Raw genomic sequence first — 14045 nt, 5'->3', positions numbered from 1 at the left:
AGTTGAAAACAATACGAATATTTTACGCCAAACAAAGTAATCAAAATCGAGTTAAATTTGCAGTTTTTTTTACTGTTTTGGTCTTATGTAATTGGACAGCTTTTAGCCAAAAAAAAGAAAGAGATAGTTCGAAATTTGTGTTTTACCCCGATAAAATACTGATTCGATCGAATTTAAGCTCACAAACGGATGCTCAAATTCTAGAAGACAAAGAGGGAAGCAACTTGGATTTAGAAACGAATAACAGTTACAAAGTATTTTTATCCGTAGATTATAAATTCATAGGTTTTAGTTACGGATTTTATCCTCAATTTATTGGTGGAAATAAAGATGAAGATCAAAAAGGGAAATCTAAATTTTCAGAATATAATTTTCGTTTTTTTCTGGGTAAATGGCTCCAAACAGTTGATTATAGTAGAGTAAAAGGATATTATATCGAAAACACACAGGATTTTTTACCTGATTGGAAACCTGATGTTGATCCCTATATTCAATTCCCTGATTTAAAAATAACAAAATACGGAATGTCAACTTCGTATATTTTCAATCCAAATTTTTCCCTAAAGAGCATTACATCTTTCACGGAGTGGCAAAAGGAAAGTGCAGGAAGTTTTATTCCAACGCTGATTTATGATTACAAAAGAACTTCTTTAGAAACAACCACTCTAAATGCTAAACAAAATGAATATGATGTAAGTGTAGGAGCGGGTTACTTTTATAACTTTATTATTCATAGAAGGTTTTATATCGCTCCAAATTTGACAACTGCTTTTGGTGTCAAAATAATAAATTCAAAAACAGATGAATCTGGGATTCAAGAAAACGAACAGGATAATTATTTTTTGACAACTATCAATGGCGGGCTAAAAATGGGCTACAATTCAGATCGAGTACTTTTTGGGTTAAGTATTAATTTTAATTCAAGTTTTTATAATGAAACCAAAAATCAAGTTGTTTCAAATGATGGTTCCTTTGGATTGTTGTATTTTGGATATCGATTTGATGCACCAAAATTTATTAGTAACCCTGTAAATAAAATCAGTGATAAATTAAAACATTAAAAAAATAAGGTATGAAACTTAAATTTGGATTATTAGCTTTAGTTACTTGTGTGCTGTTGTCTTGCGGAGACAAAAAACAAGATGTAAAAGTTGAGGAAGGCATAGCAAAAGATGGTGCTAGTACATCAACCGAAGCAAAGGAAAAAACTCCAGAAGTAATAATGGATTCGACAGAAATCAAATTGAAAAATTTCATGATTAATGATTATGTAAAAGGCGATATAAAATTTTTGACAGAAGCGGATCATAAATTTCAATATGAAAATATTGATTTGAATGATGATAATATACTAGAGACTTTCGTTCGTTTTTCTTCTCCTTACTATTGTGGTTCTGGCGGTTGTACCTTTTTACTTTTAGACAATCACCAAAAAATAATTACTAAATTTACAGTTATGGAAGCCCCGATTTATGTCGAAAAAATGACTAAAAATGGCTGGGCTGTCTTATTAGTAGATGATCGAGGTGTTTTTAAAGAATTATCATTTAATGGAAAAAAATACCCTTCCAATCCGTCTCTTTTGCCAAAATCTGCTTATGATGACACAAGTGACCATTCGACAATTTTATTCGAAAAGCCTTTTGCAGAAGGAAAAATAAGTACATTTTAAAATTAAAAATTTCAAGCGTTCGTATGGAGAATACTATTTATGTGTCTACCGATAAAAATAAATTAGATGTTGCTTTTATTCAACATTTTTTGAAGGATATTTATTGGGCAGCAGGAAGAACGATTGATGAAGTACAAAGAACAATTGATGCTTCGGTTTGTTTTGGAATTTATTTAGATGAGGTTCAAATTGGTTTCGCCAGAGTGATTACCGATTATGTAGTTTTTGCATATTTAATGGATGTTTTTATTACCGAAGAACATAGAGGAAAAGGATATTCTTCCATTTTAATTGATACAATGATGAATGAACCGCAATTGCAAGAAGTGAAAATATGGCGTTTAGCAACATCCGATGCTCATTTTTTATATGAGAAATTTGGTTTTAAAGCCTTGGCACACCCAGAAAAAATGATGGAAAAAATAGTATGATGAATCTAGAAACTTATTACGAATATTGTCTTTCTAAAAAAGGAGTTACCGAACATTTTCCATTTGATGAAGATACTTTGGTTTTTAAAGTAGGTGGCAAAATGTTTGCTCTTTCCTCTTTGTTGCAATGGGAAAAAGGAAATCCATCCGTTAATCTTAAATGCGATCCGGAACGGGCACAAGAATTACGAGCAGAGTATGATTCAATCCAACCAGGTTTTCACATGAACAAAGTGCATTGGAATACGATCGCAGTAAATGATATTTCAAATGATTTATTAAAAGAATTGATTGATCATTCTTATGAATTGGTTTTTAAAAGTTTAACCAAGAAAATTCAGATCGAAATTATTGACTCGAAGTAAAATATTTATCGTACAGGCGAAGCAATTAGAAAATTAGGCATTACTTTTGCTTAAAAAATATCAGACACTTTCAAATAAAATAGTATGATTGATAATCTTAAAAAATTTCTTAACGAAGAACAAGATCCAAAAGCCATTGAAAAAATCACTTCAAAGTTGAATGATTTATTGATGAAAAATGAAGAAGTTGGTTATATCGCTGTTCAAAAAAAACCAGCTATTACCGTTTTTCCAGATAGCATTGTGGTGACTAATAAAAGAATTATTATTTGTCAGCCCAAAAACATGGGACTTTCAATGAATTTTACCGATTTTACTTGGGACGAAATTGAAGGAACTTTTATGAAAGAGAATATTTTGGGTTCTGAATTTTCATTTTCAACCAAAACACAGATTCAGGTTTCCATTGATTATATTCCAAAAATTCAAGCCAGAAAAATTGCTACGTTTGCCAAAGAACAATTGGATATATTGAAAAATGGTGTAACGACAACTGCAGTTCCTGAATCAGTAATAACCGAAGAAATTGCTCCTTCATTAATAGAAGAATCAGAATTGATTGAAGAAATGGAAACTGAAGAAGTAACCGATTTTGCTGAAATTATGCCTGTGGTTTCTAATTATGCTGAACCTATTATAGAAAACACAACTGCTTCAACAGAGAAAAAAACTAGCGAATTGACACAAGATGAACTTTTTGCAAAGCTTCAAAATTATAAAAAACTCCTTGACAACGGATTGATTCTACAAGGGGAATACGATTCTTTCAAAAAGGAGATTTTGAGTTTGATGTAAGTCAAAAACTAAAAGCCAAAAAAATATAAAGTCGGGAATAGTAATTTACTATTCCCGACTTTTTTTGTATCCTAACAAATTCTTTTGACTTTTAGAGTTATACTAAATCGTCTGTTTTTGTTTTTCTAAAAAGCCATTCGATTGCAGTTCTAGTAATTCTTCAGCATTTTTTCGTTGTAAATCATATAGTCTTTTGTCTTGCGCAATATCTTCGTAAACCTTGTCATGCATTGAGGCATTCGTTTTAATCAACAGTTCGCGTTGGTATTTATTTTGATCCAAAGTCGCTTTGAGAGCCGTTTCCAAATCTTCTAGTTTAAAATCGTATTCTCCTTTTGGAGATAATAATTTGGCAATAATGGGGGAAGTTTCAATCGCTAAAAACAAAAGCATTATAAAAAATGAAGGAATCCAAGGCAGTTGATTCAAAGCGTTGATTCGCGCCATCAGCCCATCAAAACCATCAATGATAGGTCGTGTTTCCGTAACTTTTTTGTCTAAATCGGTTTGCAGTGTTTTGGTGCTTTTTTCCAATACAGCAATTTTGGCTAGATTGTTTTTTCGAATCGTGTCAAGTTCTTGAGAAGCCAAATTATGTTTTGCAATTTTTTCTTTAAAAACAGGGCCTTTACCCATTTTTTTGGTTCCAGCAGTTCCTTCTGCTTCTTGAATATAGGTTTGGTAAAGCGTATTTACTTCTTTTTGTTTATTGGTAATTTCGGCTTTAAGACTTGCAATTTCGGTTTTGTTTTTATCTAAATCCGATTTGAAATAATTAGCAACTTCTTTTTTGTTATTCAAAGCCATCGCATTTTTCTCTTTCAATAAAACGGTGTTGATTTCCTTTTCGAAGATTTTAATCTCCAAAGGTTTTGAAATTACGATTGCAATAATAATCGCTAAAATAATTCGAGGCGTAGCTTGCAGCAATTCACTGCTAAAACTGTTTCTTTTTCGAATAGTGGAAACAATAAAACGATCCAGATTAAAAATAAGTAAACTCCAAACAAATCCAAAAAGTAACGCCGGAATAATATTGTCAAAGACTGTGAAAAGCGCATAAGCACTAGCAATAAAAGCCATAACTGCTGTAAAAAAAACAGTAGCGCCAATGCCGACAAATTTGGTTTGTTCACCTTCGGAACAGCCTCCGAGCAGCGGTTTGTCTGCGCCTGAGCACAGGATGAAAAATTGTTTTAACATGATTGATTGATTTTTGATTGATAATTTTGATTGGTACAAATTTAACGTCAAAAATCCATATTTTTCTCAATTGACTGATTTCTTTTATGTTAAAAGCATTTACCCTATACAAAACTGTTGAGGATTGTTTATTGGCAAGAGCATTACAGCCCATAAGATAAAAAAGGACTGATGTCAATTTTTACCTTATGGGCTGTAATAGATTGTATAGAAAAATGTAGAATGATTGGGATTAGGTTAGAAACTTTAAATACGGCAAAATAAACTATTTTATTTTTAAATCTTTGCCAGCTATATCTTCCCAACGATAAAAGTGAAACGTTCTATCGGTACTCATTACAACAAACAGACCATGTTTAAAGGTTGTGTTTAAAGGAATGTTAGTTACTTCAGAACCATCACTTTCCATGGCTGAAACATTAACGGTCTTTAGGTGTTTGTGTTCAAATGGGTTGTCTTTTGTGCCTTCGCGGCTAAAAATCTGGAAACGGTTTGCTCCTTGATCCGAGACTAAAATATAGCCTGTTGTAGCAGTAAGTTTATAAATAGAAATGCCTTCGTGATCTTCGGCAAAACCTGTTGTACCAAATAAAGATAATTGTTCGTTTCCTTTGGCTGGATCAGCATAATACTGGCGCACGCCAAATTGCTCATCCGAATAGTAAACATATCCTAATTCGTTATCTACAGCAATTGATTCTATTTCTTTTTTGCCACTGTATTCTCCAAATTTGCGTACTAAAGTGGCTTTTACATTTCCACTTCCGTCGTCCTCCAATAAATATTGAAAAAGATAGCCGCCTGTTTTTGGCCCGCTTTTACGACCAACAATGGCATATATTTTTGCATCTTTTGCGGTATAAACAGCAATGCCCATTGGGCCATTATAATCGGGTTCGGTTTCATTTTCAAATACTTTTATGCCTCCGTTGTCGACAGGTTTCATATCCGGAATAGAAAATATTCTAATATCCTGGCCTAGTCTTTCGGTCGTAATGGCAACGTCAGTTGGTTTTCCGTTAAGTACCAATCCGTAAGCAATATCTACATTGTTTGGTCTTTTTAGATTTTTAACGGTTTTATCTTTCAGCATCTTCCCTTGTAGGTCAAATATATAAAGTCCTCCATTTATATCTTTATCCGTTCCTATAACCAAACTTTTTGAAACATCAGCTTTATTAATCCAAATTGCTGGATCGTCACTGTCAAATTGTACGGGTTCAGAAATAAAAATTGGTTTTACTACGTTTTTTGGGGTGATTCTGGTTCTTTTTTTATCGGTTTGACAGCTGGCGGATAGCCCAACAAGCGTAAATAAACCTATAGAAAATATTATTTTTTTGATCATTTTGTAAGTGTTAATTGAATGGTTTTGATTTACTTAGTTATGCCATAAGCACCAATAAAAGTTGCTGGCGCTGGTGAAGCGTAAGCCAATCCGTTACTAAAAGTGATAGGATTACTAAAATGTCTCACAAAATTAGTAGTTCCTTTACCAAGTGCAATAGAATTTGATTTTAAATGAAAATCCCAACTGGTATCAAAATCTGGACTGCTCATAGGATTGTTTAGTGGGTAATTAACAAAACTTGGGTCGTTTTGACCAGCAGTTGCTCCTCTTACTTCGTTTGTGCCACCAATTATATCTGCAGACAGTTGAAATTGATTAACGGTTGTTTGATCATAGCCATAATAAAGGTTATTGCTGATTGTAGTACGAGCGTCTTCTTTGTTTTTAGTATCTCTCTTGATACCAAAGCGTGTATTAGCAAACAAATTATTATAGATGTGCGCTATTACTGCACTTTCTACCCAAATTGATCCTCCTTTTGCGGTTGGTCTACGCCAGCCTGTATTGACAAGAGTATTGTTATAAGCAACAATATCAGTTTGTGGGTCTTTTACTCCTGAGTTTGATAATTTAAAAGCATTTGTATTTGTACTATAAACTAAATTGTAAGCAGCATCAATTAAACAACCTGATTTGAAATTCATCGCCTCACCTCCAGAAACTCCCGTAGTGTAGAAAATATTATTCGAAAAAATAATATTTCCACCTTCGATATAAGTACAGTCTTCTTGAAAATTTCTAATAATAGAGTTGGTTACCACCAGTTTTCCCTTAACATTAGAAAACCACAAAGCTGGTAAATTTTCGCCAGCAACGGCTTTGTATAATCCTAATTTTACTGATGTAGATGCATCTGAAGTAGTGCTTCCTCCGTATTCTAAAATAGTATGGTCCAAAATGAGTTCGGCACAAGTTTTAGCAGCTAAAATTCCACCCCATTTTTTTCCAAATTTATTGTCTGCAGTTCTGTCTTTTTCCTGTATAGTAAATTTCACAGGATTATCAGCTGTTCCTAACGAGTATAGATTTCCTTTTACAATAAATTCAGTTTTCGCCACAGGATCCATAATTACAGTAACACCTTCTTCTATGGTTAGCGATTTTCCTTCTGGAATAATCACATCTCCAGTAATGTTGTGCGTAGTTCCTTTTTCCCAAACTCCTGAAATTTCCCCTGAAGAAGCTCCGCTATCTACATTAGTGTCTACGTCGCTATTCGCACTTTCGCAACCTGCTACAATTATTAAAATTATTAATAAAAGAGCAGTACTGATATTTTTAAAGATTGTTTTCATCTGTATATTTTTTACTGTATTAACTAATATTTGTAACGTACTCCAATAAGGTAACTTTGGCCATAATAATCATCTCTTATCATTGTTCGGCCATTATTTTCTAAATTATTTTCTGCAATGTTTGCGTTTGCTGGGTTTGTACCTTTTATAAATAATCTATTTGGTGTGTTTAAGAGATTGTTTGCTTTTACGTAAATACTAATCTTTGATTTAAATTGTTTTTCAATCGAGGCATCCATTTGTACGAAACCTTCTTGCCATAAATCATTATTAACAAATTGAGAAACAGTGTTGATACGAGGACCTGTATATCCAACAGAAAGTTGACCATCCCAGCCTTTTTTGGTGTCTTTATAAAGCATAGAGGCATTGGCGATATGAGCCGATTGTCCATAAAGCGGTCTAGTTTGCATTACTGATATTTTTTCTAAATTTCCGTTAGCATCTAAAACTTTTTTGTCTTTTGGCGTGGTAATTTTAGAGTCGGTATAAGTGTAGTTTACTTTAAAACCAATCTTGTTGAAAAATGTGATATAATCTAATTCTACTCCGAAGTTTTTTGCTGTACCAAAGTTACCAGGACTATAATAAGTGTCTTGTCCACGAGTGGCATCGGCCAAAAAGGTATATTCGATTGGGTCTTTAATGTTTTTATAAAAAGTACCCAAAAATAATTGTGAGCCAGCTTTTGGAAAAAACTCATATCTAAAGTCATAATTATCAGCAACTGCAGGTTTCAAGTCAGGATTCCCTCTTTCTTGATATTCTTCGTTAACTACTTTACTTGGTACAATTTCATAAAATCCAGGACGATTTAACGAACGGAAATAAGAAGCGTGTAATTGTTGTTTGTTGCTTAAAAAATATTTTAAAGTCATGCTAGGCAAAGTGTAGGTGTAAACTTGGTTTCCTGTTGGGCGAGATTCTCCAGCAGGAAAAAGCAGATTGTAACCTTGGTCGGTGTTCTCTATGCGGACACCTCCAATTGCTTGCCACTTGTCTGTTTTAAAATTAAACATTCCGTAACCAGCAGCTGTTTTTTCACTTGCATCATAAGTCAAAGAGTTATTTACTGCTCCTGTTGGGTTACTTACTACTAAATCTAGTTCAGTATAATCTGTAAAATCTATCCCATAAGTGGCATCCGGATTTTTTGGTGCCAAAGTATAATTATTGTAAAAACTGCTTCGCTGCTTGTCTCTGTAAAGACCACCTGCAGAAATATCGATATTGCCACCAAATAAAGGCAGGGTATAAGTTAAATCTAAATATCCTGCTAAATCTTTGTCTGTATTGCGTTCCCAACGATGTGTAATTGGGTTTATAGCTAGTTTTGTGCGCGTGCTTACATAGTTTTTCTCTTCGCCATTAACATTAATATTGGTGTTGTCTGGAACTTGATTACTCGCAAAAGAGTAAGCAGCCGACCAATGAATTTTGAATTTATCATCCAATAAAGAATTATTTCCTTGTAAAGTGTTGTTGATAATTTGCTGTTTTGTAAAACGTGTTCGTGTGGAGTAAAGTAATTTTGCGTTACCAATTTCTGGATGATACTCGGAACTATAATCGGTAGTAAGCGTATTTCTAGTCTGAATATTATCAAGATTTAAGAACACACTGTATAAACTGATTTTATTAGATGGATTGAATTGGTAATCTGCCTTTCCTTGTACACCGTATCTTTTTTGCTGTTCCGAATATTCGCGGTAATTTTTGTTGACAATGCTGGCAAACTCATCCGTACCAACAAGCTGGGTGCTGTAAAGTGTAGAGTTGCTACCTCGGTAAGAGTTTTGGAAACTTCCCGCAAAAAGAACACCAAATTTGTTATCAAAAAACCGTTTTCCTAATGAGATATTAGATAAAAAATTGGGTGCTGGATTGGAGTAAGTATAAGCTAATGTCCCTTTTGGAAAATCTTGAGAAGTGGCTTGATAGCCTTTTGGATTTACTTCATAAGGAGATTTTTTATGTATTTCATTGAATCCGTATGCCATAAATTTTCTATCGAAAAAAATCTGGTTGTAGCCTTCAGAAATATTAACGCTGAAAAGTGGTTTAGTAGCCGGCGCATCTTTCATTACCATATTTACGGCACCACCTATGGCATCGCCTTCCATATTTGGAGTTAAAGTTTTATAAACTTCTAATCGATCTAGTAGGTCCGAAGGGAAAATATCCAAAGGCACATAACGGTATTTATTATCAGGGCTAGGAATTTTTACCCCATTAATCAGCGTGTAGTTATATCTTTTATCCATTCCTCTAATAATTGCATATTGCCCGTCTCCATTGCTGTTTCTTTCTATCGAAACACCCGAAACGCGTTGAATTACATTCGCTACGGTAAGATCCGGAGATATTTCTATTGCTTTACCAGATACGATGTTGACCACTTGGCTATATTCTTTCTCTAATCTTCTAGCAGTATGTTCATCATTTGCACTGCCTTTACCATCTACGATGACTTCATGCAATGATTTACTTTCAGGCTGCAGATAAAATTTTAAATCTTTAGAATTTTCTTTATCAATTGTGATTTCTTGCGAAACATTTAGATAAGATGCATAACTAATTTTTAATGTATAAATTCCAGCGGATAATTCGTTAAGTTTAAAAGAACCATCAAGCCCAGTAATGGCGTTTTGGTTTGTTTTGGTCAACAAAACTGAAGCACCAACTAAAGGTTCCCCTGTTTCCGAATCATAAACATAACCTTTAATGGTTGATGCTTTTGCAGACATTGTAAGAAAAAAAGAAAGTGTAAAAAGAAATATAAATTTTTTCATGTAGTTAATTTTTGTGCAAATGTAGAAGCACGATGTTAAGCCAATGCAACCGAAGGGTTAAAAGTAGTTTACGGTATACGCTGAATTAATTTGTAAGAATAGTATCTTTTAAAATAGATATAGGAATGAGTTAAAAAACTGAATGTATTATGGTTAATGTAACTACTTTGAATTTAGGAGGTAAATTTCAAAAAGCAGATTATTACTTTATCATGTTAAGCAGTGTTTAATTTATTCTATTACTCTTGCTATTCCTTTCTGAAACTTCTGAATTTCTCAAATTGATATCAAAAAAAAGCTGTTCATTACGAACAGCTTTTTTAATTGAATCAATGAATTAACAATTAACTTAGGAAATTGGTGCTCCTGCTAAAATTTCAGCATTAGCAAATGCTGCAAATTTCATAAAATTGTCTTCGAATTTATGCGCTAATTCTATAGCTTTAGCATCATACAATTCGGTATTTGACCAAGTATTTCTAGGGTTTAAAATTTCATTTGGAACCTCTGGACAAGTTTGCGGAACTGCAATTCCAAATACGTCGTGGTTAACAAATTCAACGGAGTCTAATTCTCCTTTTAAAGCTGCAGTAATCATTGCTCGAGTATATTTTAATTTCATTCTGCTTCCAGTACCATAAGGCCCACCGGTCCATCCTGTATTGATTAACCAAACTTTTACATCGGCATCTTTCATTTTATTACTCAACATTTCTGCATATTTTGTTGGATGCAAAGGCATGAATGGAGCGCCAAAACATGCCGAAAAGTTGGGTTGAGGTTCAGTAACACCAGCTTCTGTTCCAGCAACTTTTGCAGTATAGCCTGATATAAAATGATAGGCAGCTTGCCCAGGAGTCAATTTGGAAATTGGGGGTAAAATACCGTAGGCATCGGCAGTTAAGAAGAAAATATTTTTTGGATTTTTACCAATAGAACCCGGCTGAATGTTATCAATATGCTCAATTGGATAGCTTACTCTTGTATTTTGTGTAATAGAAATGTCTTCAAAATCTACTTCATTGGTTCCTGATTTGAAAACTACATTCTCAAGAATAGCTCCTTTTTTGATAGCTCTAAAAATGTCTGGTTCGTTCTCTTCGGTAAGATTGATTACTTTGGCATAGCAGCCACCTTCAAAATTGAAAACAGTATTTTCATTCGTCCATCCGTGTTCATCATCACCAATCAGTTTTCTGCTAGGATCTGCAGATAAAGTAGTTTTTCCGGTTCCAGATAATCCAAAGAATATAGCCGTATCTCCATCTTCCCCAACATTGGCACTGCAATGCATTGGCAACGTATTTTTGAAAACAGGCAAGATAAAATTCAATGCCGAAAAGATTCCTTTTTTCATTTCGCCAGTATAGCCAGTTCCTCCAATTAGTGCTATCTTTTTTGTAAAATTTAAGATGGCAAAATTACTTTGGCGTGTGCCATCAACTGCTGGATCTGCTTCAAATCCTGGTGCACAGATTACTGTCCATTCTGGAGTAAAATTCACTAATTCGTCATTGGTTAGTCTCAAAAACATGTTGTGACAAAATAAATTAGCCCAAGCTGTTTCTGTGACTACACGTACATTTAATTTGTAATTTGGATCTGCACAAACATAAGAATCTCTAACAAAAACTTTTTTATTTGATAAGTAAGCGGTAACTTTTTTATAAAGTGAATCAAAAGCAGTAGGCTCAAAAGGAATATTTACTTTTCCCCACCATACTTTATCTTCGGTAATACTGTCTTTAACGATGAAACGATCTTCTGGAGAACGCCCTGTAAATTTGCCAGTATTAATTGCCAATGCTCCAGTATTATTTTCAAGTCCCTGTCCTGATTGAATCGTAATGTCATGTAACTCATTAGGACTTAGTTGATACTGAATTGCAGCATTTTCAATTCCTAGTTCTTTTAACGAAATCGATTTCGTAAACAAAGCATAATTGTCCATAAAAAAATAAATTTTGTGAGTGTTGTTTATTTCACTGCAAAAGTATAATTTTTTTTATAACTGCATTATGTTTTATTTTTATTTTTTTAAAGGCTTTATTAAGTCAAAAAACAATAAGAACCATGAAAAAATAAGAAATACGCCTCCTATTGGTGTTATGAATCCAAATGGTTTAAAATTAATTGATGTCAATGAACTGGTTGCCAAAAGATAAATGGAACCTGAAAAAAATAAAACTCCTATAATAGTCAAATTGAGAATTGTTTTTTTTAATTTTTGATTAATTAAAGTAGTTGTTCCAACAAATAATAAAAACAAAGCATGATACATTTGATATTTTACGCCTGTTTCGAAAGTAGTAAGTTGTTCAATAGTTAGCACTTTTTTTAGAGCATGTGCACCAAAGGCACCTAGTATTATCGCAATCATTCCAAAAATAGCTGCCGTCGAAATTATTTTCTTATCCATTTCTCTTTAATTTAATTTTAAACAAAAGTATTTCATATATTTTTAAGCTGAAAGCATTTTTTATATGACTTTTGCAGTATTTTTTCGGAAGACAGAGCAATTCTTAAAAATAAAAGCCATCAAAACATTTGTTATAAATAAAACAATAATGTAAGTTTGTGTTATATTTTTATATTTAAAAAATAGCAAATACTTTAAATAAGGATATAAAGCATCCTGATTTTCGATAAACGCATACAGAAATGCCAACTGTTTGAATTTTGAATTAAAGACAACTTATGAGAACAATTCTAATTATAGGAGCGGGAAGATCTGCTTCATCTTTGATACAATACCTTTTGAATAAATCGGTAGAAGAGAACCTGCATCTTATTATTGGAGATTTGTCTTTGGCTTTAGCTCAAAAAAAAACAAACAATCATCCCAATGCGACTCCTATTGCTTTAGATATATTTGATGAAAATCAAAGGAAAACGGCGATTCAAAAAGCAGATATAGTAATTTCAATGTTACCAGCTCACCTTCATATTGAAGTAGCAAGGGATTGTATTGTATATAAAAAGCATCTTGTAACGGCATCCTATATAAGTGATGCGATGCAAGAATTAGATGAAATTGCCCAAGCCAATAATTTAATTTTCATGAACGAAATTGGACTTGATCCAGGTGTCGACCACATGAGTGCCATGAAAGTGATTGACAAAATTAGGGAACAAGGAGGGAAAATGCTTTTGTTCGAATCTTTTTGTGGTGGTCTTGTAGCGCCAGAATCCGATGATAACTTATGGAATTATAAATTTACTTGGGCACCAAGAAATGTGGTGCTTGCAGGTCAGGGAAGAACGGCCAAATTCATACAGGAAGGAACTTATAAATACATACCATATGTGAATTTGTTTCGCAGAACCGAATTTTTGGAAGTAGAAGGGTATGGTAAATTTGAAGCCTATTCGAATAGAGATTCGCTTAAATATAGGAGTGTTTATGGTCTTGATGATGTGCTTACCTTATATAGAGGAACGATTCGAAGAGTTGGTTTTTCTAAAGCTTGGAATATGTTTGTGCAATTAGGCATGACAGATGACAGTTATATGATGGAAAACTCAGAAAATATGAGCTACCGACAATTTGTTAATTCTTTCTTGCCATATCACCCAACAGATTCAGTTGAAATTAAAATGCGTTTGATTTTAAAAATTGACCAAGATGATATCATGTGGGACAAACTTTTGGAATTGGATTTATTCAATCCCAATAAAAAAGTAGGTTTAAAAAACGCTACACCTGCACAAATTCTTGAAAAAATACTCAGCGATAGTTGGACTTTAAAACCAAATGATAAAGATATGATTGTGATGTATCATAAATTTGGATATGTCCTTAATGGTGAAGAAAAGCAAATAGACTCAAAAATGGTTTGCCTTGGTGAAGATCAAATGTATACCGCTATGGCGAAAACAGTGGGATTGCCTGTGGCTATGGCGACTTTGTTAATTTTGAATGGTAAAATCACAACTCCAGGAGTACAGCTTCCGATCAAGAAAGAAGTATATCTCCCAATTTTGAAAGAATTAGAGGAGTATGGTGTTGTTTTTTATGAACAAGCGATGCCTTATGTAGGTTATAATCCTGATAAAGTTTTTACTTAATTTTTTAGACAAAACCGCATTGAAAAATGCGATTTTTGTTTTTTATATAAGTATTTAATCGACCGATTTAATA

Annotated in this window: 12 protein-coding genes; 6 read left to right on the top strand and 6 right to left on the bottom strand. The window is 33.3% G+C overall.

Annotation, left to right across the window (positions count from 1 at the left end; genetic code table 11):
• Window positions 1–2 precede the first annotated feature (2 nt).
• The 5 genes from ACUN3A_RS07705 to ACUN3A_RS07685 all read left to right on the top strand — a co-directional run bounded on the left by ACUN3A_RS07705 (window position 3) and on the right by ACUN3A_RS07685 (window position 3263).
• Window positions 3–1061, top strand: a complete 1059-nt coding sequence (locus ACUN3A_RS07705; protein WP_445550720.1) for a DUF4421 family protein — start codon at window positions 3–5, stop codon at window positions 1059–1061.
• Window positions 1062–1072: 11 nt separating this feature from the next.
• Window positions 1073–1672: a hypothetical protein gene (locus ACUN3A_RS07700; RefSeq protein WP_445550719.1), complete on the top strand. Its 600-nt coding sequence runs from the start codon at window positions 1073–1075 to the stop codon at window positions 1670–1672.
• 23 nt (window positions 1673–1695) lie between these two features.
• Window positions 1696–2103, top strand: a complete 408-nt coding sequence (locus tag ACUN3A_RS07695) for a GNAT family N-acetyltransferase (protein WP_445550718.1) — start codon at window positions 1696–1698, stop codon at window positions 2101–2103.
• A complete protein-coding gene (locus tag ACUN3A_RS07690) occupies window positions 2103–2468 on the top strand; it encodes an MmcQ/YjbR family DNA-binding protein (RefSeq protein ID WP_445552819.1) in 366 nt (121 codons plus the stop codon). The genes ACUN3A_RS07695 and ACUN3A_RS07690 overlap by 1 nt, the downstream gene beginning before the upstream one ends.
• 84 nt (window positions 2469–2552) lie before the next feature.
• Window positions 2553–3263 (top strand): PH domain-containing protein, encoded by a 711-nt coding sequence (locus ACUN3A_RS07685; protein WP_445550717.1) that lies wholly within the window; start codon window positions 2553–2555, stop codon window positions 3261–3263.
• A gap of 102 nt (window positions 3264–3365) precedes the next feature.
• On the opposite strand, the gene ACUN3A_RS07680 is transcribed toward ACUN3A_RS07685, so the two are convergent.
• From ACUN3A_RS07680 to ACUN3A_RS07655, 6 genes are all read right to left on the bottom strand, one after another.
• Entirely contained in the window at window positions 3366–4466 is a 1101-nt protein-coding gene (locus ACUN3A_RS07680) for a DUF4407 domain-containing protein (protein ID WP_445550716.1), read from the bottom strand.
• Window positions 4467–4731: 265 nt separating this feature from the next.
• Window positions 4732–5814 (bottom strand): phytase, encoded by a 1083-nt coding sequence (locus tag ACUN3A_RS07675; RefSeq protein WP_445550715.1) that lies wholly within the window; start codon window positions 5812–5814, stop codon window positions 4732–4734.
• 29 nt (window positions 5815–5843) lie between these two features.
• Window positions 5844–7112: a right-handed parallel beta-helix repeat-containing protein gene (locus ACUN3A_RS07670; protein ID WP_445550714.1), complete on the bottom strand. Its 1269-nt coding sequence runs from the start codon at window positions 7110–7112 to the stop codon at window positions 5844–5846.
• 23 nt (window positions 7113–7135) lie between these two features.
• Window positions 7136–9904 carry a TonB-dependent receptor domain-containing protein gene (locus tag ACUN3A_RS07665; RefSeq protein WP_445550713.1) on the bottom strand — a complete coding sequence of 923 codons (2769 nt, stop codon included), beginning with the start codon at window positions 9902–9904 and terminating at the stop codon, window positions 7136–7138.
• A gap of 349 nt (window positions 9905–10253) precedes the next feature.
• On the bottom strand, window positions 10254–11855 hold the full coding sequence (gene pckA / locus ACUN3A_RS07660) for a phosphoenolpyruvate carboxykinase (ATP) (protein WP_445550712.1): 1602 nt from the start codon (window positions 11853–11855) through the stop codon (window positions 10254–10256).
• 78 nt (window positions 11856–11933) lie between these two features.
• Window positions 11934–12323, bottom strand: a complete 390-nt coding sequence (locus tag ACUN3A_RS07655; RefSeq protein ID WP_445550711.1) for a DUF423 domain-containing protein — start codon at window positions 12321–12323, stop codon at window positions 11934–11936.
• Window positions 12324–12601: 278 nt separating this feature from the next.
• Between ACUN3A_RS07655 and ACUN3A_RS07650 the strand changes: the two genes are divergently transcribed.
• Window positions 12602–13972, top strand: coding sequence for a saccharopine dehydrogenase family protein (locus tag ACUN3A_RS07650; protein ID WP_445550710.1), 1371 nt, complete (start codon window positions 12602–12604; stop codon window positions 13970–13972).
• The last annotated feature ends 73 nt before the right edge of the window (window positions 13973–14045 follow it).

It is taken from the genome of Flavobacterium sp. WC2509 (genome assembly GCF_052683105.1).
The sequence above is the reverse complement of the archived record's forward strand: the minus strand, read 5'-3'. Positions and strand labels throughout refer to the sequence as shown.

Bases quoted from the DNA above. Each gene is read 5' to 3' on its own strand.
- ACUN3A_RS07650 (WP_445550710.1), top strand. From the start codon at position 12,602: ATGAGAACAATTCTAATTATAGGAGCGGGAAGATCTGCTTCATCTTTG.
- ACUN3A_RS07670 (WP_445550714.1), bottom strand. From the start codon at position 7,112: ATGAAAACAATCTTTAAAAATATCAGTACTGCTCTTTTATTAATAATT.
- ACUN3A_RS07690 (WP_445552819.1), top strand. From the start codon at position 2,103: ATGAATCTAGAAACTTATTACGAATATTGTCTTTCTAAAAAAGGAGTT.
- ACUN3A_RS07680 (WP_445550716.1), bottom strand. From the start codon at position 4,466: ATGTTAAAACAATTTTTCATCCTGTGCTCAGGCGCAGACAAACCGCTG.
- ACUN3A_RS07685 (WP_445550717.1), top strand. From the start codon at position 2,553: ATGATTGATAATCTTAAAAAATTTCTTAACGAAGAACAAGATCCAAAA.
- ACUN3A_RS07675 (WP_445550715.1), bottom strand. From the start codon at position 5,814: ATGATCAAAAAAATAATATTTTCTATAGGTTTATTTACGCTTGTTGGG.
- pckA (WP_445550712.1), bottom strand. From the start codon at position 11,855: ATGGACAATTATGCTTTGTTTACGAAATCGATTTCGTTAAAAGAACTA.
- ACUN3A_RS07655 (WP_445550711.1), bottom strand. From the start codon at position 12,323: ATGGATAAGAAAATAATTTCGACGGCAGCTATTTTTGGAATGATTGCG.
- ACUN3A_RS07695 (WP_445550718.1), top strand. From the start codon at position 1,696: ATGGAGAATACTATTTATGTGTCTACCGATAAAAATAAATTAGATGTT.
- ACUN3A_RS07665 (WP_445550713.1), bottom strand. From the start codon at position 9,904: ATGAAAAAATTTATATTTCTTTTTACACTTTCTTTTTTTCTTACAATG.
- ACUN3A_RS07700 (WP_445550719.1), top strand. From the start codon at position 1,073: ATGAAACTTAAATTTGGATTATTAGCTTTAGTTACTTGTGTGCTGTTG.